Annotated in this window: 13 protein-coding genes and 1 pseudogene; 4 read left to right on the forward strand and 10 right to left on the reverse strand. The window is 55.9% G+C overall.

Annotated elements, in window-relative coordinates:
- Positions 1 to 2 precede the first annotated feature (2 nt).
- Complete coding sequence (locus SD425_RS07280; protein WP_324676933.1) at positions 3 to 1,019, forward strand: NAD(P)-dependent alcohol dehydrogenase; 1,017 nt, start codon at positions 3 to 5, stop codon at positions 1,017 to 1,019.
- Positions 1,020 to 1,189: 170 nt separating this feature from the next.
- A pseudogene (locus SD425_RS07285) lies at positions 1,190 to 1,885 on the forward strand (SDR family NAD(P)-dependent oxidoreductase); the annotation flags it as partial.
- A 115-nt stretch (positions 1,886 to 2,000) separates the two neighbouring features.
- Here SD425_RS07285 and SD425_RS07290 read toward each other — a convergent pair.
- The 6 genes from SD425_RS07290 to SD425_RS07315 form a co-directional block, all read right to left on the reverse strand.
- A complete protein-coding gene (locus SD425_RS07290) occupies positions 2,001 to 3,575 on the reverse strand; it encodes an amidase family protein (protein ID WP_324676935.1) in 1,575 nt (524 codons plus the stop codon).
- Between the two features lie 161 nt (positions 3,576 to 3,736).
- Positions 3,737 to 3,994 (reverse strand): BPTI/Kunitz domain-containing protein, encoded by a 258-nt coding sequence (locus SD425_RS07295; protein ID WP_324676937.1) that lies wholly within the window; start codon positions 3,992 to 3,994, stop codon positions 3,737 to 3,739.
- A 137-nt stretch (positions 3,995 to 4,131) separates the two neighbouring features.
- The gene (locus tag SD425_RS07300) at positions 4,132 to 6,264 is read right to left on the reverse strand and encodes a glycoside hydrolase 43 family protein (protein ID WP_324676939.1); all 2,133 of its coding nucleotides are present in this window, start codon (positions 6,262 to 6,264) and stop codon (positions 4,132 to 4,134) included.
- 256 nt (positions 6,265 to 6,520) lie between these two features.
- The gene (locus SD425_RS07305; RefSeq protein WP_324676941.1) at positions 6,521 to 7,216 is read right to left on the reverse strand and encodes a DUF3823 domain-containing protein; all 696 of its coding nucleotides are present in this window, start codon (positions 7,214 to 7,216) and stop codon (positions 6,521 to 6,523) included.
- A gap of 9 nt (positions 7,217 to 7,225) precedes the next feature.
- Positions 7,226 to 9,100 carry a RagB/SusD family nutrient uptake outer membrane protein gene (locus tag SD425_RS07310; protein WP_324676943.1) on the reverse strand — a complete coding sequence of 625 codons (1,875 nt, stop codon included), beginning with the start codon at positions 9,098 to 9,100 and terminating at the stop codon, positions 7,226 to 7,228.
- 17 nt (positions 9,101 to 9,117) lie between these two features.
- Positions 9,118 to 12,393 (reverse strand): TonB-dependent receptor, encoded by a 3,276-nt coding sequence (locus tag SD425_RS07315; RefSeq protein WP_324676946.1) that lies wholly within the window; start codon positions 12,391 to 12,393, stop codon positions 9,118 to 9,120.
- A 545-nt stretch (positions 12,394 to 12,938) separates the two neighbouring features.
- On the opposite strand from SD425_RS07315, the gene SD425_RS07320 reads away from it, so the two are divergent.
- Both SD425_RS07320 and SD425_RS07325 read left to right on the forward strand, forming a co-directional pair.
- Positions 12,939 to 13,919 carry an aldo/keto reductase gene (locus tag SD425_RS07320; protein ID WP_324676948.1) on the forward strand — a complete coding sequence of 327 codons (981 nt, stop codon included), beginning with the start codon at positions 12,939 to 12,941 and terminating at the stop codon, positions 13,917 to 13,919.
- 288 nt (positions 13,920 to 14,207) lie between these two features.
- Positions 14,208 to 14,858, forward strand: a complete 651-nt coding sequence (locus tag SD425_RS07325) for a zinc ribbon domain-containing protein (RefSeq protein WP_324676950.1) — start codon at positions 14,208 to 14,210, stop codon at positions 14,856 to 14,858.
- 102 nt (positions 14,859 to 14,960) lie between these two features.
- Here SD425_RS07325 and SD425_RS07330 read toward each other — a convergent pair whose 3' ends face one another.
- The 4 genes from SD425_RS07330 to SD425_RS07345 form a co-directional block, all read right to left on the reverse strand.
- Positions 14,961 to 15,410: a GNAT family N-acetyltransferase gene (locus SD425_RS07330; RefSeq protein ID WP_324676952.1), complete on the reverse strand. Its 450-nt coding sequence runs from the start codon at positions 15,408 to 15,410 to the stop codon at positions 14,961 to 14,963.
- 40 nt (positions 15,411 to 15,450) lie between these two features.
- Entirely contained in the window at positions 15,451 to 16,272 is an 822-nt protein-coding gene (locus SD425_RS07335; protein WP_324676954.1) for an aldo/keto reductase, read from the reverse strand.
- A 234-nt stretch (positions 16,273 to 16,506) separates the two neighbouring features.
- Positions 16,507 to 17,244, reverse strand: a complete 738-nt coding sequence (locus tag SD425_RS07340; RefSeq protein ID WP_324676956.1) for a 3-oxoacyl-ACP reductase family protein — start codon at positions 17,242 to 17,244, stop codon at positions 16,507 to 16,509.
- A 110-nt stretch (positions 17,245 to 17,354) separates the two neighbouring features.
- Positions 17,355 to 18,410 (reverse strand): SDR family oxidoreductase, encoded by a 1,056-nt coding sequence (locus SD425_RS07345; RefSeq protein WP_324676958.1) that lies wholly within the window; start codon positions 18,408 to 18,410, stop codon positions 17,355 to 17,357.
- Between the last annotated feature and the right edge of the window lie 151 nt (positions 18,411 to 18,561).

Raw genomic sequence — 18,561 nt, forward strand, 5'->3', positions numbered from 1 at the left:
TCATGAAAGCCTATAAACTGCACGCCCCCAAAAGTCTGGACAACTTCCAACTCGGCGACTACGACGAACCCACCGTCAACGACAAACAAGTTAAAATTCAAGTAAAAGCGGTTTCTCTTAATTACCGCGACTGGGCCCTGGCCAACGGCTGGTTTGGCTATCCCGGCGAAAAGCTGCCATTCATCCCGTTCAGCGACGCGGCAGGTTTAGTGACGGAAGTTGGCGCGGCCGTAACTAAAATTAAGGTGGGCGACCGGGTGGCCGTCAACTTCTTTCCTGAGTGGCACGCCGGACCTTTCTCCCTTGCCAAAACGCACGCCTCCCTAGGTGGCAGTACCGACGGTGTGCTAGCCGAGTACGTAGCCTTCGACGAAGAAGCGGTGGTGAAAGTACCTGATTCGTTTTCCTACGAAGAGGCCGCGTGTTTTCCTTGCGCAGGCGTTACGGCCTGGCATGCCCTGGCGCTTCAAGCGCAGCTCAAGCCCGGCGATACGGTGCTGCTGCAAGGCACGGGCGGTGTATCCATCTTTGGCTTGCAAATCGTCAAGCTATTTGGTGCACAAGCCATTATCACGTCGAGCAGCAACGAAAAGCTAGGTCGGGCTAAAAGCCTCGGCGCCAACCTAACCGTCAACTACCAGGAAACGCCAGATTGGGAAACGAAAGTCCGCGAGCTGACCCAGGGCGAAGGCGTGAACTACGTGGTGGAAGTAGCGGGTAAGCTAGCCCAGTCGCTGAAGGCGGTGAAGGCCGGCGGCAGCATCTTCCTGATCGGGGCCGTGGGTGGGCCCGCCTCGCCCGAGGATGCCAAGAGCCTGCAAATGGCGCCCATTTTTATGAACCGGCTGCAATCCATCTATGTGGGCAGCACCGAGATGCTGACCGATTTGCTCAAGGCTTTCGACCAGAACAACATCAAACCCATCATCGGCAAAACCTTCGAATTCGACCAAGTGAAAGAGGCCTTGCAGTTTATGGGCAATGGCTCGCACTTCGGCAAAATCGTGGTGAAGTTTTAATTGCTAAGACACAAGTAGAAAGTCAACGCATGGCTGAGACGCAAAAGAATTGGTTTATCACTGGCGCTTCCACCGGCCTAGGTGAAGCACTAGCGACGCTGCTACTATAGAAAGGCGACCGGGTAGTAGCCACCTTCCGCAAGCCCGAACAAGTCGAGGAGTTCTCCCAAAAAGCGCCCGGCCAGAGCCTAGGAGTGCTGGCCGACATGACGAACGCGGAGCAAGTAACCACCGCCGTACAGCAAGCCATCGATGCCGTTGGTCGCCTCGATGTAGTGGTGAACAACGCCGGTTACGGCTCGCTGGGCAGCATTGAGGAAATTTCGGAGGAGGAAGTGCAGCGTCAATTCGACGTAAACGTATATGGGCCGCTGCGGATCGTGCGGGCGGTGCTGCCCCACATGCGGGCGCAGAAGTCGGGACACATTCTCAACGTCACCTCGGTAGGTGGAATTATTGGGATGGCGCACGCGGGCATCTACAACGGGTCGAAGTTCGCGCTAGAAGGCCTAGGCGAGTCGATGGCCGCGCAGCTCAAGCCGCTGGGTATCCACGTCACCAACGTGGAGCCGGGACCGTTCCGCACCAAGTGGGCCGGCGCCTCGGCCACGTACACCGAAAACAAGATTGCCGATTACGCCAGCTCCGTAGGTGAGGGTCTGAAAGCCTCGCTAGGCCGCGACGGTAACCAAGCCGGCGACCCGGTGAAAGCTGCCGAAGCCATGTACCAACTCGTGCGCCTACCCAACCCGCCCACGCACCTGCTGCTCGGCGGCTTCGCCTACCAAATGGTGCGGCAGAAGTTGCAAGCTATGCTCAAGGAAATCGACGATTTCGCTCACTTGGGCGAGCCAACTGATTTTTAAACGTAAGAACACTGCGCCCTCTGCGAAAACCTCTGCGCCTTCTGCGGGCTCAAGCCGTAACAACGACTTTTAGCCCGCAGAGGACGCAGAGGTTTTCGCAGAGGGCGCAGTGTTCTTACTTAGACAAGGCTGGAAAAAGCGCGGGCGCTTTACGGTGCTTAGTGGCTTGCTCGTAGGCGTAGGTGTACTTGATGAGCGTCGGCTCGTCGAAGGAGCGGCCTAAGAACTGCAAGCCTGCCGGTAGGTTGTCGTAGGTGAAGCCCATGGGCACGGTGAAAGCCGGTTGGCCGGTGTGCGGGGCAATGAGTTGGCTGTTATCGCCCTTGTACCCTTTGAAGTCGCCAACTTTCGCGGGAGGGTTGTTCCAGGTGGGATAGATGAGAGCCCCGAGCTGATAGCGGTCCATCACATCAGTCACGGCTTTGCGGAAGGCAATGCGCTTAGGGTCGGTGTACGGATCGGCGCAGGTGGTGCCTTCCGGCGTCACGGCGCTCTTTTGATGGTAGGTGAGGTTCTGGGCGATGTATGGGGCGAACTTACCGGAGGCAACAATCTCGTTGAGGTTCTTCACCGGCGCCTGCGGACCTAGGCCCGCGAGGTACTCGTTGATATCGTGCTCGAACACGGAGCACCACTGATCCTTGCTCACGTTGGCAAAGTCGGGAATCTCGACGGGGCCGACGATGATGGCGCCGGCTTTCTTCAAATCGGCTATAGCTTGCTCGAAGAGGACTTTCACCTGCGGATCAGGGTCCCGCTCGCTCAGGGTTCGCAGCACGCCGATGCGGGCGCCTTTCAGGCCGTTTTTGTCGAGGTACTGCTGGTAGCTTTTGGGAATTTTGCCTTCGCTGTATTTTGTGAGCGGGTCGGCGGGATCGTAACCAGCCATCACTTCAAGCAGGCGGGTAGCGTCGGCGACGGTGCGGGTCATGGGGCCGCCGGTGTCGTTGCGCAAGTACAGCGGCGCAATGCCGGCCCGGCTCACCAGACCTAGGGTCGGCCGGAAGCCCACCAGCGCATTGTGCGACGATGGCCCGCGGATAGAATTACCGGTATCAGTACCTAGCCCGGCCGTGCCAAAATTAGCCGCTACCGCCGCGGCCGTGCCACCGCTCGAACCGGCCGGCACATGCAGTAGGTTATAGGGGTTCAGCGTCTCGCCGGCAATGGAGCTGATCGACACCATAGGGCTAAACGCCCACTCGGCCATGTTCGACTTGGCCAGCACAATGGCCCCGGCTGCCTTCAACGATTTCACCGTGGTAGCATCCTCTGTCGGCACGAAGCCTTTCATCGCTAGCGAACCAGCGGTGGTCTGCAAGCCGGCCGTGTTGTAGTTGTCCTTTACGATGAGCGGAATGCAGTGCAGGGGCCGCAGCTTCTTGGTTTTCTGGTACTCGGCATCGAGCTGCCGGGCCGTTTCAAGCGCCTGGGGGTTGGTCAGGATAATGGCGTTCAGCTTGGTGGGCTGGTCGTAGGCCTCAATGCGCCGTAGGTACGCCGTCACGAGTTGCTCGCAGTTGCAGTCGCCCTTCTTAAGAGCTTGGTGCACGTCGGCAATGGTCGTTTCCTCCAGCTGGAACTTGGGTTTGAGCGGACGTAGGGGCGTAGGCGGTCGGCTGTAGCTGTGCAGCACAAAGGCGCTGAGCAGGAGCAGACCGCAAACGGAGAATAGTCGAATTCTATTCATGCGGGAAAGCTAGGGTTGATGCAATGTAGTACGTGAAAACAGACGCACTACCAAGCATGGTGTTGCAGCAATCCACAGAACCTAGCCTTATCCCGACAGGCTACCAGCAACTTTTAGCAGGTGTGTGCTTCGTAGCTCCCGGTTTTATGCCATGGCTGCTCCTATTTGCCTGCACAGTCCTTGCACTCTTGCAAGGTGTTGAAGGGGACAGTGCCTCCGCAACCACCCCAGGTAAATGGCATACACTTCTGCTCCTTGGGGTCATAGTAATACCGAACGAAAGCGGCATTGCACGGACCCGGATCAGGAGTAAGTTGACATTGCTCCGGTACTGCTGCTTCCGACTCTTTCTGGCAATTGGTGAGCAGCAACATGATAGCTAGGCCGGCAGCATACAAAGGGGTAGAGTAGCGTTTCATGTAAGCAGGAGCCTACGTCGCCTGTAATGGTTGCAAGCCTAACGTAACAAGGTAAGTACCCATACGGCTCCCAGAACAAAGCTGTCTGCCCCTAGGGCGTCCGGCCGGCAGATGGCTTTGCTCTGAGGTTTATCCTATTATTCAGTTACTACTTGCCACGAGAAGCACGCACCATCTTTTCGGTCGGGGTGGGTGCCGGGGGCGTCGGCGGCGCAAAGGCTGCCGCTGCGCGGGATGGCGAGCAAGTAGCGGTGGTTGCTGAGGTTCATCAGCATCAAATCGCCCCGCAGCATGTCTTGCCACTGAAACGTGCTGGCGTTGCTAGGTTCGCCCTTGATGATGCGCACTTCGCCCATACCTGCCAAGCCTACTGCCGTCACTAGGCCACCTTCTGACTCCGCGCCGCCCGCCGATTCGAGCGCAACGCGCCCTTGCCCTCGATCCACCACGCGGAAGCGCGAGGCGTTGCCTTTCGCCAGCGGACTGTTCAGCGGCACGGGGCGCAGCCAGCCGCGCCAGTTGATGAGCACCGTGCTGTCAGCTAGGCAGGTGAGGGTGATGGTTTTGCCCACTGGAATGGGTTGGGTTAAGCCTTTGGCGCGGGGCTGATCGACCACAAATCGGTCGAAGTCGGCGTAGCCACCAGCGGTGCCTTGCGTGTTGAAGTTGAACAACGTGTAGCGAATACCCTGGAACGTACGAAGCTGATACGGCAGCTTGATTTCGCCACCCATTGCCTGAAACGTGGCGCCGTCGGTGCTGTAGTGCAAGGTAGCTAGGTCGGTGTCGAAGTTACAGTGCGCCCGCAGCCACACTTTGGAGGCTTTGATCGGCTGGCGCTCTAGCTTCTCCGTTTGCTGGTCGTACTGCTGAACTTCAAAGCCTTCTGCCGTGCGCGCCACCCCGATCCAGGTGTACGGGAAGTTGAGCAACGCTAAGCCCGCCACGTCACCCACCTTTAAGCCTTTCAGCTCCAGTTCCGTTGTGGGTGTCGATTCGGGGCCGATGGCGCGTTGAGTAAGCGAGTTGCGCGCCGAGAAGAAGTCTTTGGCGGGTAAGGCGTGCAAGCGCAGGAAGCCCTTGCGCTCCGTCAGCGACCATTTGCTATCATCTGGCAAGTGGTTCCATTGCCAGAGTGGATTGAGCTTGCTGGTGCTGAACTCGTCGTTGCGCTTGAAGGGCGCCATGGGCGGCGAGCTAGCTCCCGTGTTGGGCTTGACCCAGGTGCGGGGCGAGCGTTTCAGGTTGCCGGGTAAGCCGAAGTAGGGCCAGCCGTTGGTCCACGTGACGGGTGAGATGGTCAGCAGGCGACCTACGGCATTGTAGTCCATCATCGAGAAGCCCCACCACTCGCCGGTGGGCGTCTGCACGATGCCGCCCTGGTGCATCGGGATGGCCGAGGAGAAATCATTGGTAGGCTGCGTGAGCTTGAACGGAGGTGTGCGGCCCGGCTGCAAGCGCCAGTTCACCCCGATACCTAGGGCCTCTTCGGCGCTGATGACCGTTACTTCATAGGGGCCGGTCGCCTTGTCGGCGCGGGCGCATACCATCATGCCAACTGGGTCGTAGATGGTGTTGGTGATGTAGTACTTGCCGTCGATTTTGTAGAAGTGTGAGCCTTCGCCCACACCGCTGCCCTTCGGGATGAGCACCTGCTCAGTGCCAGGCTTGGTATCGGTGAGGTCGTCGGTCAGCTCAGCAATCTTCAGCTCGTCGTAACCCCAGATAACGTAGGTTTTGCCATCGTCATCAAAGAGCACCGACAGGTCGTGGAACGATTTTTTTAGTTCTGTGTGCGTCCAGGGGCCAGCCGGGTTGGTGGCGGTGTAGAGTTGGGTGGTGCGCCCGTTCACGTTGGTAAAGATGTGGAACTTGCCCCGCGCGTAGCGAAACGAAGGCGCCCAAATGCCTTGGCCATACACGCTCTTGCCATCTTCGAGGCGGTAAGCCGGGCCGAAGTCTAGCTTCTCAGCCGCGTAGCTCATCAGCTCCCAGTTAACTAGGTCTTTGGAGTGCAGCACCGGCAGACCCGGCATGGTGTGCATGGTGGTGCCGGTCAGATAAAAGTCGTTGCCGACGCGGATTAGGTCAGGGTCGGAAAACTCCTCGTAGAAGAGCGGGTTGGTGAAAGTGCCGTTGCCATTATCGGCCATCCAGGTACGCTCGGTGGAGGCAGCAGTAGGTGCTTTGGCGCGGCGTTGGGCTTGTGTACTGTTCGGTAAAAAGCTAGCTGCTATCGTGAAGCCGAGTAGCAAAGCAGAGCGACTCATAGAAGAAAGGGGGACACAATGAGGCATGCGCGAGAATAGTAGGAAGAACAAGCTAGGGTCTCTCTGCTATTCGGTGCAACGTGGCGAAAAATCTGCGTGACTATCGCAGGCAGCGACTTACTCAGATTCCTCATGTTGCTCGGAACGGTAGAGAGTTCCTAGCTGGTCTATTGATGATTGATTGGGTTGGCAGCTTAAAAAAAGGACGGCCGATTGGCCGTCCTTTTTTGACAGTGATAAACGTATCTAATGACTGTTAGAAGTCTATTTTTTGCACCGGCGAATAGAATAACTCTGCCACACCTTGGGTTTTTACCCCTACACGAGCATAGCAGTAGCCCTTTAAGGAACCAGGTACAATGTAAGTTAGATTCAAGTCCTTATTCAGATCGGCTAATGCTGAACCGGCCAGTACGTTGCGTATGTTCAATTTTGTTTCGGCTTCTGTCTGTACCGCGCCATTGTTGGTGTCTACAAATTGCGTGGAGCTTACAAAGAGGGTAACAGATTCTATGTTCCGACCAGTAGCAACTCGGCTCACGCGGCAAGTGGCGTTAATATTGTTGCCAGACTTCTCGAAACGAGAATTGCTCACAACGTAGTAAGGCTGTACTGGCACGTCGACTACCGTATTGCCTTTCACTTGCACGTCGATGCTGTCGGTGTTGTTTACCCAAGGGCCGCTGTCGCGAAGGCGTACGAGCTTGTAGTTTCCATCAAACAAGGTGGCTGAATAAGTACCATCCTGGCTGACGTACACCGGAATCTTAGTGAATAGCTGATAGCCACGCTGCCAAAGCTCCAGTTGCACACCGTTGGTACGCACGCCTACAGGCTGATCCTGGTAGAGCACTCGTCCGCTGAGGGTCGAGCTAGGTGGGTCCACGTTATCGAGGTCACAACCGGTCAACAAGAAGGCGCCGACCAAAAAGAGGTTGAATAGTGCTTTCATGAGAAGACCTTATTGGAAAGGATTGCGAACAATCTTAGGGTTGTTGTTGATAACCGACTGGTCGATGAAGGAGTAGTAATTGAGCACCTGGAAGTTGCGCGGGGTGCGGAAGCGGGGTGCCACTTTACGGTCGAACACGTACTTGCCGTCGAGGGGGCTACCGGGGCGCACCACGCGGTAGGGGAACAGTACGTAGGCCACAGCGCTATACGTATTGGCGTTACCGTTCCACACTTGGTGCGCAATGCGCCAGCGCTTCAAATCCCACACGCGGTGGTCTTCGAAAGCTAGCTCTACCCGGCGCTCATTTTGCAGGCGCGCAATGTTCAGCGTGCTAGCTGTGAGGCTGTTGGCTGGGAAGCCAGCCCGCTCCCGTACGCGATTCACGTAGGTCAGCGCATCGTTCGTCTGCCCTAGCTCGAGGGCTGCTTCGGAGGCGTTGAGCAGTATTTCGCCAAGGCGGAAACGTACCCACCACACGTCGCTCAAGATACCGCGAGTACTCGTCTTAGGCACTGGGTCGATGTACTTGCGCAGATAGAAGCCCGTGTTGGAAACTTCCACCTGGGTAGCTTGTGGACCTGAGCTGCCCGTCAGCAGCTTGTTGTCGCCGTTGGGGAAAGCAGGTGGAGAATATGTGCTGCCAAGTCCCCCTTCAATGGTCTGATAGGCATTGGTCGTCGCATTCCAAACCTTTACGCCAGCCTGAATTTGTACCTCCTGCCCTTTGAAAGTAGAGCCGGGGTAGATAACGGTGCCGTAGAGGCGGGCGTCCTTGTTGGCAAAGGGAGCGCTCAGGTTGTCGTAGTAGATATAATCGGTGTCGGCGGCGTTGCGTGTTCTGATTTGCCCGGAGGTGCCATCCAGGTACTCGTAGGCTTCTACCAGGTTCAGGATGGGCGAGATGATGGAAGACGACAAGTTATCCTCCCGAATGCCGCGGGCAATGTTGTCGTAGGTGAAGCCGTGCCGTCGGCCTTTAGCCGTCAGAAAATCCTTAGCGAAAATCACCTCGGAGTTCGGCGCTTTCTTGGTAATAGCATCAAAGAAGTTTTCCCCTAGGTTGGGGTTGGTGCGGTACAGCGCGTACGGCCCGGCAATTACCTCTTTGGAAGCATCCAGTGACTTCTGGTAGTACTCCGTCGCCCGCGACGAAGGGATGCCAACTTCCCCGCCCGCCGTCTGAATGTTGAGGCCTGATAAGGAGTTGTACTTAGCAATAGAAGCGGCGTAGAGCATGGCCCGGCTCTTCAGCGCCATGGCTGTGTAACGGTTGGCGCGGGTGTTGCTGCCGTCATTGCCAATGGTGCCCTTAATCGCATCTAGCTCGCTGGCGATGAAGTCGTATACTTCCGACTCCTTGTTGCGTGGATTCTGCAGGGCAGAAGCATCGCCGCTGAAGTCGTAGATCAGCTGATTGGTGATGATAGGCACACCGCCCATCCGTTTCACCATTTCGAAGTACACGTAAGCCCGCAGGAAACGTAACTCCGATTTGAACTGCGTTTTCTGCGTATCCGACAGCGTTGTGCTGAACTTGTCGAGGTTATCGAGGGCTAGGTTAATGTCCCGGATCAGACCATAATCCCAGTACGTCCAGCGGTTGTTGGCAAAGGTGAAAAGGTCATTGGGCCCGTTGCCGTTGCCAGCCCACAGCGCCTCGTCGTAAGCGGTGAACTGTTCCCAGCCAGCATCAATCTGCGAGTGAGAAGGCAGGCGGTCGTAGTAATTAGCCAGCAAGCTGGTAATCAGGTTGGGGTCGTTCCAGATCTGCTCTTCCTTAACGATGGTAGGCGATTCGCGTTCGAGGAAATCCTTCTCGCAAGCCGACAAACCCGTCAGCAGACCTAGGCTCAGGATAAAGGTTTTATAAGAGAGCTTCATGAGTCAGGCGGGAAGAATTAAAAGCTAATAGCAAAACCGGCGTTGAACAAGCGCTGGGGAGGATAAATCAGACCACCGTTAGAAGAAATCTCGGGGTCAACATCAAGGTCTTTGATGTTCGTCAGCACGTACAAGTTAGTGGCATTCACATACACGCGGCAGGCCGAAACGCCAACTTTGCTCAGGACAGGTTTTGGGATGTTGTAACCTACCTCCAAGTTACGTAGGCGCAAGTAGCGGACGTTGCTGACCCAGAAGTCATTGCGGTTGTTATAGTTCGCATGACCAGCGGCGTCGCGTCGTACGGGCGGGTACTTGCCGGGTATCCAGGGGCTATCCGCGTTGTAAGGGTCGGCGTGGTGCCAGCGGTCTTCGAAGATGTAATTGGGTGAGGTGCCGTTGTTCTGGAATGGGATGCGTAGCTCCACCTCGCGGCGGAAGGTTTGCATGCCAGCCCCTACAATATCGAAGCTCAGCGTAAAGCCCTTGTAGCCTAAGGTCGTATTGAAGGCATAGTTGAACAAGGGTGGCGCCCCCTCAATGTAGCCAATAGGACGCTCATCGAGGCCATTGATCAGGCCGTCATTGTTCACGTCTTTGTAGATGAAGTCACCCGGTAGCTGCGTGCGGTTGCCCTGGCCATCGTTATTAACCGTATAGTCGGCAATTTGCTGCTCAGATTGGAATTGCCCAATCACTTGGTAGCCCCAGTTGATATTGCCCCACCGATCTACAAAGGAGTTGCGGTATTCATCCAAGGAGTTGCCAAAGCGAGGCTTATACTGTTGCAGGTCGCGGCGCCGGGCTAAGGTAGCGTTGGCGCTTACCGTATAGGTGAGGCCTCCGGCTTGGTTGGAGTAGGTTAATTGGCCTTCAATGCCACGAGTAGCATCGGTGTTCAGGTTAGCCTGCGGCAGCGCATAACCTACTTCGCTGGGTAGCAATAGGTCGTAGCGGGCAGCGGGTAACCCTTTGCGGCGACGCTCAAATACGTCGAACTGACCTGATATCTTGCCATTAAGGAAGCCGAAGTCTACGCCAACGTTCGACGAGATATTCGTTACCCACGAGAGCGTCGTAACAGGTAAGCCGCGCGGCCGCACGCCAAACACGTAATTGCCGTTGAAAATAGCGCTGCCGGAGGGGAAGTCGTAACCCGGTTGGTAGCTGTAAGGAGGAACTAAGTAGGTATTGTTGTTGGGGTCATCCAAGTCGTCCGCACCGGTGCGGCCATAGCTACCGCGTAGCTTCAACTCACTTAGTACGCTACTTCCTTTGAGGAAAGACTCCTCCGTGAGACGCCAGCCAACAGAAGCTGCTGGGAAGAAGCCGTAGCGCTTACCGGGCGCGAACAGCCACGAGCCGTCGTAACGACCGAGCACTTCTACCAAGTACTTCTGCTTGTAGTTGTAGTTTACCCGGCCAATGTAGCCTGCTCTAGCTCGTTCGTAGCGCTCATCAGCTAGGTAATCCTGGCTGGCAAATAACTGAATAGGAATGGTATTGTTAGGCGGTACAGTGTGAATAACGCTGTAGCGGTCGTCGGTGTCGTAGCGCTCGTAGGCCGCTACCGCCGCAACGCCATGGTCGCCAAACTGCTTGTTGTAATTCAGTTGAAGCTGTCCAAAACGGTCGAGGGTGTTGCGACGGCGGGTTTCGCGCCAGGGGTTTTGGTTGCCGCCCCCCGCCACCACGTTGTAGGCATCATTGGTTGGGTCGTATTTGTACGCGTTGTAGGTATACTCGAAGCCGTCGAAGTTGAAGTTAGTGTAGTTGTAGGAGCCCGTGGCGCGAGCCGTCAAACCAAAGTCAAAGCTGTACTCCGCAAAAATATTGGCTTTGGCCGCGCGGGTGTCTTCTTGAATAGGACCCGTAATATCGACGGCGTAAGTAGCCGGGTTAACGTTGACGTTGTGCGTCTGATTAATGTACTTGGGATTATCATTCGCATACGGCCGCTCGGTGGGCCACATGCTAAAGATGCTCAGGAAAGGGTTGAAGTAGTCATCCAAACCCGGCACGCCCGCTTGAAAGCGGTCTTCGTAACGGCCGCTGATCTGCGTACCAATTTTCAACCGGGGTGTTACCCTAGCTTCAATGTTGGATTGCAGGTTAGTGCGCTTAAAGTGAAAGTCTTTGATGAGTGCTTCCTGACTTAAGTGGGTGCCCGACAGATAGTACGTTACGTTGTCGCTTCCACCCGAGAGGCTGCCGTTCACAAAGTACTGCGGCACGTTAGGCCGCATCACCATCTTGTAGTAGTCGTAGCTCTGGTATCCCTTCTCGGTGCCCACACGCCACTTTTCAAGCTCAGCAGCCGTCAGAGGGGTGCCCGATACAGGGTCATTCACTACGTTGGGCGCACGGCGTGCCTGCTGGGCTAGGTTTTGCTCCGATTCAACCAGAGCGCGCTGGTGCTGGTAAGCATTCGCCGGGTGCGGGTACTTCGTAAAGTTCTGCAAGCCATAATAGCCCGAGATGCTGATGGTCGGCTTCTGCCCGGTCTTGCCTCGTTTGGTAGTCACTAGCACCACGCCGTTGGCGGCGCGCAGACCGTAGATAGCAGCGGAGGCGTCTTTTAGAATCGAGACGTTTTCAATGTCGGCAATACCTAGGTTGTTGAACTGGCCTACGTCGGACACAATGCCGTCGATTACATACAGCGGGTCGCCTAGATTACGGATCTGAATGGTCGAGCCGTTACCAGGACGGGCGTCGGGCTGACGAGCCGTAATGCCGGGCACACGACCTACCAGTGCGCTGGTGGCTGCTGCCGCCGGTGTACGCAAGATGTCCTCAGATTTAACGCTGCTTACTGCGCCCGTTACTGTCGCGCGCGACTGGGTGCCGTAGCCTACTACTACTACTTCGTCCAGTGCTTTCTCATCAGCCGCTAGCTTGATGCTCATGCGAGCAGTGCTCGAGGCGGGTAGCTCCTGGGTTTGGAATCCGATAAAGGAAAAGACGAGCGTGCTGCCTCCCTCTGGTACGTTCAGCGAGAACTGGCCCTGGGCATCTGTTGTCACGCCTCGGGTAGTGCCCTTCAGCACCACGTTAACGCCGGGTAGCGGCTCGCCTTTAGTATCAGTCACAACGCCTCGAACAGTGACGTCGGCTGCTTTCACGAGCGGCGCTGTGGTGCTCGTCGTAGCGCGTTTTAGCGCAGGTGTGTAGCGTGCATCTTCTTCTTCGGAGGCGCCGGAGGCGACGCTAACCGAGGCACATAAAGCTAATGGCACCAGAGAGCCACGAACTGCGCTACGAACAAAATTAGTTCGTATTGTTCTTTTCATAAGCTTAGGTAGGAGTTTAGTGACACAAAGAGGGTACGCTAGGGGTATTAATAACTGGGCCGGATAGGCGAGGTGGGAGTCGATGCATACAGTAGGAGAATTACATGGTGAGAGACGACGGAAAAAGTGTTTGACAAAGACTTACAGTAGCAGTATTCGGTAAGTTAATCTGTTCAATCGTTTGACGCAATCGATTTCTGCAATCGTTTGCCACAATCGATTGTGTCAGGTTTTTACTCGGTATAATAGTCTGAAGAGCAGATAGTTATACCGAAGTATCTAGTAAAATACTAGCGCTTGTAAGTAGATCGGAGGCGTAATACTAGAAAAATCATCAAACTATACCAACTTCATGATGCATTTTATTGTGCTTAAGCTATCAAGAATTGTATACAACCGGGGTCGTTAGCATAGGACAATCGAGTGATTCTAGCGCTTAGCTTGGAAGTGTGGTGGGGCTAGGCTAACACTAGCGGGCGCTACCTCAACAACGACCTCTCGTCGGAGGCCGGCGTATACAACACCACCAAACCAAAACACCCCTCATGGACTACATTCGCTTAGGCCAGACCGGCCTGAAAGTTTCTAAAATCTGCCTGGGCACAATGACCTACGGCACGCCCACCGACCGGTGGCCCTGGGCCCTGAACGAGGAGCAGAGCCGCCCCTTCATCCAGAAAGCGCTAGAGCTAGGTATCAACTTCTTCGACACGGCCGACGTGTACTCCAACGGTGCCAGCGAAGAGGTAGTAGGCCGCGCCCTACGCGACTTTGCCAAGCGCGACGAGGTAGTGCTAGCCACCAAAGTATACAACCCCATGGGGTCAGATCCGAACAACCGGGGCCTCTCGCGTAAGCACATCATGAGCGCCATCGATGCGAGCCTTAAACGGCTCGGCACCGACTACGTCGACCTGTACCAGATTCACCGCTGGGACTACGACACACCCATTGAAGAAACCTTGGAAGCGCTGCATGACGTAGTGAAGGCGGGCAAGGCTCGCTACATCGGCGCGTCATCGATGTATGCGTGGCAATTTGCGCAGGCACTGTACCTAGCTGATTTGCACGGCTGGACGCGTTTCGTAAGCATGCAGCCGCACTATAACCTCGTGTATCGGGAGGAAGAGCGCGAGATGCTGCCGCTGTGTGCGGATCAGAAGATTGGCGTGATTCCTTGGTCGCCGCTGGCCCGCGGGCTGCTCACGGGTGGCCGCAGCAAGGAGCGCAACGAAACTGAGCGGGCCAAAACCGACAACTTCGGCAAGTCACTCTACGGCCGCAATGATGATTTCGACGTAGCTGACCGCGTGACGGAAATTGCGCAGCAGCACGGCTTACCCAACGCCCAAATTGCCTTGGCTTGGATGCTATCGAAGCCGGTTATCACGTCGCCCATCGTGGGGGCCAGTAAGCCTGGTCACCTCGAAGACGCCGTAGCGGCTGTTTCGGTGAAGCTTTCAGGCGAAGAAATCAAGCGGCTAGAAGAACTGTATCAACCTCACCCGGTGCTAGGTTTCTCATAAGGCAGTAAGTTGGGCTTCCGTAAAAAGCCTTAATAAAAGCCGTCGTACTAAGCTTATTGAAGTTTCAAGCGTGCAAGCGTAACCTTAATCATTAGGTTTACCAATACACGCGTAATACTTCGACAAGCTCAGCACGACGGCTTTTTCTTATTAATTCAGCCTTTGAAAACTGAGCCTGTCTGATGAAATTACCTGAACAGATAAATAGCTTATTAGAAATGTTACTTTTGGCCCACCAGTAAACGATTCGAAGACAACTCCCTCCAACCGAGTATTACCCCAGCCGCTATGAGCAACATGATTCAGTTTGTCGCCAACCACGATGATCTGTCCACTGACAAAGGCTTTCAGTTCAAGTTCTACTGCGACAAGTGCCGCAACGGACACATGTCGCGGTTTCAGCCTAACGGTGTTGGTATTGCGGGTGAGCTAATGCGCGCCGCCGGCAGCCTATTTGGCGGGCTCTTCTCCGATGCCGGCAATGCCGCCTACCACGTGCAGCGCGCTATTGGCGGCAAAGCCCACGATGAGGCCCTGGAAAAAGCGGTATTAGAAGGCAAACAGCACTTCAAGCAATGTACGCGCTGCGGCCACTGGGTATGCCCCGATGTGTGCTGGAACAGCAAAGCCGGCCTCTGCGAAGACTGCGCCCCTGACGAACACGAGGAGCTAGCTTCCCAGCAAGCCCAAGCTAGCCGCGAGCAGATTTATACCAAAACTCGTCAGCAGGATTACACCAAAGACTTGGACTTCCTGAACCGTGGTGGCATAGCGCAGTGCCCGCAGTGCAACGCCAAACTGAACCCCGGCCAGAAGTTCTGCCCCGAGTGCGGCACGTCGAATATAGCGGCTCAAGGCAAGGAGAAGTTTTGTGTAGACTGTGGCACGAGCATGAAAGCCGATCAGCGGTTCTGCGCGGAGTGCGGCGCCAAGCAGTAGCAGCCATTGCTCCAAGTGCAGCGAGGAAGTTGAGCTATAAGTATTATAACTCAGCTTCCTCGCTGCATTCGGAATGACAACCGTTTTTTAAGTGCCTAGGTGTTACGGCCGCAGCATGTGAATGTGCTCAATATCATCTTCAAGGTAGATGTCATCTTGCTGCTCGAAGCCGAAGCTTTGGTAGAACTCTCGTAGGTAATACTGCGCGCCAATCTTAATGGGTTGCGGCCCAAACAGGGAATCGCACTGCCCGATGGCTTGCTTCATCAGCTCCCGACCTAGCCCGTAGCGCCGGTACTTCGGCGACACTACCACGCGGCCAATGCTCACTTGCTCGTAGCTCTTGCCGGCGTCGAAGAGGCGGGCGTAAGCAGCTAGGTCGCCGTTTTCGGCGAGGCCTAGCAGGTGATAGGCAGGCTCGTCTTGGCCGTCAATGTCTTGAAAAGCACAGGTTTGCTCCACTACGAATACTTCGCTGCGGAGCTGAAGCAAAGCATAGAGTTCGGTAAGAGCTAGGTCGTGAAAAGACTTGGTGGTCCAGTGTAGGATCATAGGAGGGACGGAAATAGCGTCAGGCAAAGGTAGAACGGCCTTACAAACTCCGCACAAAAGCGGCCATCTTCTCACGGGTGGCCTCATCGGGCAGCTCGCCTTCGCCCGCTTGCAAGTTGTCGGCGAGGTGCTGCGGGTCGCGGGTGCCGGGAATGACGCACGTTACGGCCGGATGCGAGAGGATAAATTTGAGTAGAAACTGGGGCCAGCTACTGATACCTAGCTCTGCCGCCCACGCAGGCAGCGGCTTGTTTTTTACGCGGCTTAGTAGGCTTCCTTCGGTGAAGGGCCGGTTGATGAGCGTGGCGACGCCGCGGGCCGCGGCCGCGGGCAGGAGGCGCTGCTCGGCGTGGCGGTCGAGGATGGAATAGTTGAACTGCACAAAATCAATGCGTTCCGTGGATAGCACCCGCTCCAATTCAGCATGCATGCTGTCGGTGTAGTGCGTGATGCCAATATACTTCACCTGACCAGCGGCCTGCCAGTCGCGCAGCGTGGCGAGGTGGGTTTGCCAATCCATGAGGTTGTGAATCTGGATCAGGTCGAGACTGGTGCGTTGCATTTTGCGAAGCGAGGCTTCCATTTGCTGAATGCCGGCCGTGCGTCCTTTGGTCCAGACTTTGGTGGCGTAGAAGAACTCCTCCCGGGCCGTCGACTGCGCCGTCAGGTCACCAATTACCTCCTCCGAGCGGCCGTACATGGGGGAGGAATCGATAACTGTTCCGCCTGCGGCGTGCAGGGTGTCAAGGGTTTGCAGAAGCGTTGGATAAGCGGCTTTGCTAGCGGTGTCGAACGTCTGCCAGGTACCTAGGCCGATGACAGGTAGTGGCTGTTGGGTGGAAGGAATGGGACGGGTAAGCATAGAATATAAGGTTTAGCGGGGCTTGTGCATGGCGTATCGCAGAACGATTCGCGTCTGCCGGTCCGATGCCCTAGACGTCTGACCGGTTGTCAGCTACGGGCGTTTGGTTGATCGTTCTTTCTGTCCCTAATAGGGTTGCATACATCCGCAACGACAACCGGTCGGACGCCCTAGGTGTCCGACCGGCGGGCGCGAGTCGTTTCGCGGTACGCGAAGTAGGGGCTTCGCGCTACATCAACTCATGTACAAGCCGCCGTTCACGTTGATTGTCTGCCCATTGATGTAGCCGTTGGTAGCGAGCAGCAGCACCGCGTCGGCTACTTCTTGCGGCTGGCCAAAGCGCTTCATCGGAATGAGGTCGGGGGTGATTTTGGGGTTGTTCCGGATCATGTCCGTCTCAACTAAGGCCGGCGCAACAGCATTGGCCGTAATGCCGTGCTGGGCTAGCAGCGACGCGTAGGAGTGCATCAGACCGATCAGGCCCGCTTTCGAGGCCGTGTAGTGCGGGCCGATAACGCCACCCGTTTGCGCCGCCGTCGACGAGATGGTAATAATACGCCCGAAGCCCTTCGCCATCATGCTCGGAATAGCAGCCTGACTGACCAAAAACGCCGACGTAAGATTGGTGTGCAATACCTGCTGCCAGTCGTCTAGCGTGATTTCAAGGAACGGCTTCGGCACGCCAATTCCCGCGTTGTTTACCAGGATATCGACCTCGCCGGCTCGCGCTCTTATCTGTTGGAAGAGCTGCGCCACTGCCTGTGCATCAGCTACATCAGCCTGAATAGCAAAGGCTTTGCCTTGCTGCTGCGTGATTTCCTGCACAAGGGCTTCGGCAGCTTCTTGGTTGGCGTGATAGTTTACGGCTACGGTAGCGCCCGCTCGGGCTAGGGTACGGGCAATGCTTTCGCCCAGGCCTCGGCTAGCTCCTGTCACCAAGGCTACTTTGCCGCTGAGGGGTTGGTTCTCCATAAGTACATGAAAGAGGTTGTCGGGACACGCCACGGCCCGTTCAATTATGGAACGGATTGGCTGCCTGATAGTCATAATGAACTGACGGTAAGGCACGCCGTGGCACGTGCCTACGGAATGATCTTTTCGGCTTTCAGGTGCTCAAACTGGTTGCGGAAGGACGTGAAGCTGTCCAGGTGCATTTCGTGGAAGCCAAAGCGGCGCAATTTATTCACGTCGAAGAAGGCGTCGGCTTCTACGTTGAAGATGAAGTCGCCGAAGGGCCACTGAGCTAGCTCATCCAGTGTGTGCTGCTTCAGGCCGTACTTCTCCACCATTTGCTGCCACAGCTCGGCTTTGTCTTCCATGTATTCGTGCAGCGGGAAGGTGATGGGCTCGGCATATTCCACCCCGAAGTACTCGGCGAACTTGGGCCACAGCTGACTCCAGCGGAAAATGTCGCCGTTGGTGACGTTGAAGATTTCCTCGTTGCACTCTTCGTGCGTCGAGACCCACTCCATGGCTTTGGCTAGGATATTGGCGTCCGTCACGTTCACTAGTACCTCGTAGGCTTTTAGGCTGCCAGGGAAGCGGAACGGCACCTTTAGCTCCTTGCACAAGCTGGCGTACACGGCAATGAGGTTGGCTAGGTTCATCGGGTTGCCCACGGCAAAACCCACCACAATATCGGGCCGCACGGACGTCCAGCTCCAGGCTTTTCCCACGGAGTGCTCACGCAGGAAATCTTCTTGGCTGTAGTAGAAATTGGGGGGAAAGTGGCGCGGATCAGTTTCCAGCGCGGGCGTTTTGTAGCGACCTAGGTGCGCGCCGTAGGCCTTGCCACCCTGAATAAACGTGACATGCTTGAAATTCGGCGCTACCTGTTCCAATCCAATCACGAGGTTGCGGAGCAAGTCCAAGTTGACTTGTGTTTGGGCGGCCAAGGTCTTGCCTTCAATATAAGCGGCGTAAAATACGTGCGTGACCTCGCGGAGCTGATCTGCCTGCTGGGCCACGGCTTCCGGGTTAAGCAGGTTTAGCTGCACGTATTGCGCTGTGGTTTCATAATCCAGCGGCGAAGCGGAGGTGACAATGGTATTCCAATTGCCGGTCGACAGGAGGTGGCTGACCGCGTTGCGGCCGATGATGCCGTTGCCGCCAACTACAAGAACAGTGTTCGTGGGCATGAGAAGCTAGGTTGAGGAAAAAGAATTGGTGAGCATGTAGAGACACATACTTGTGTCTCAATCGTTGCTGATGGTGTTTACCTAGGGATGTTCAAGGCCGGGTCGTTCAATGACGAGACACAAGTATGTGTCTCTACACCGGGCAACGTCG

The organism is Hymenobacter sp. GOD-10R, assembly GCF_035609205.1.
In the GTDB taxonomy this organism is placed as follows: Bacteria; Bacteroidota; Bacteroidia; order Cytophagales; family Hymenobacteraceae; genus Hymenobacter.

Excerpts from the sequence above, each read along its gene's own strand:
- SD425_RS07340 (WP_324676956.1), bottom strand. The coding sequence starts at position 17,244 with ATGGAGAACCAACCCCTCAGCGGCAAAGTAGCCTTGGTGACAGGAGCT.
- SD425_RS07295 (WP_324676937.1), bottom strand. The coding sequence starts at position 3,994 with ATGAAACGCTACTCTACCCCTTTGTATGCTGCCGGCCTAGCTATCATG.
- SD425_RS07305 (WP_324676941.1), bottom strand. The coding sequence starts at position 7,216 with ATGAAAGCACTATTCAACCTCTTTTTGGTCGGCGCCTTCTTGTTGACC.
- SD425_RS07280 (WP_324676933.1), top strand. The coding sequence starts at position 3 with ATGAAAGCCTATAAACTGCACGCCCCCAAAAGTCTGGACAACTTCCAA.
- SD425_RS07345 (WP_324676958.1), bottom strand. The coding sequence starts at position 18,410 with ATGCCCACGAACACTGTTCTTGTAGTTGGCGGCAACGGCATCATCGGC.
- SD425_RS07315 (WP_324676946.1), bottom strand. The coding sequence starts at position 12,393 with ATGAAAAGAACAATACGAACTAATTTTGTTCGTAGCGCAGTTCGTGGC.
- SD425_RS07290 (WP_324676935.1), bottom strand. The coding sequence starts at position 3,575 with ATGAATAGAATTCGACTATTCTCCGTTTGCGGTCTGCTCCTGCTCAGC.
- SD425_RS07330 (WP_324676952.1), bottom strand. The coding sequence starts at position 15,410 with ATGATCCTACACTGGACCACCAAGTCTTTTCACGACCTAGCTCTTACC.
- SD425_RS07335 (WP_324676954.1), bottom strand. The coding sequence starts at position 16,272 with ATGCTTACCCGTCCCATTCCTTCCACCCAACAGCCACTACCTGTCATC.
- SD425_RS07325 (WP_324676950.1), top strand. The coding sequence starts at position 14,208 with ATGAGCAACATGATTCAGTTTGTCGCCAACCACGATGATCTGTCCACT.
- SD425_RS07310 (WP_324676943.1), bottom strand. The coding sequence starts at position 9,100 with ATGAAGCTCTCTTATAAAACCTTTATCCTGAGCCTAGGTCTGCTGACG.
- SD425_RS07320 (WP_324676948.1), top strand. The coding sequence starts at position 12,939 with ATGGACTACATTCGCTTAGGCCAGACCGGCCTGAAAGTTTCTAAAATC.
- SD425_RS07300 (WP_324676939.1), bottom strand. The coding sequence starts at position 6,264 with ATGAGTCGCTCTGCTTTGCTACTCGGCTTCACGATAGCAGCTAGCTTT.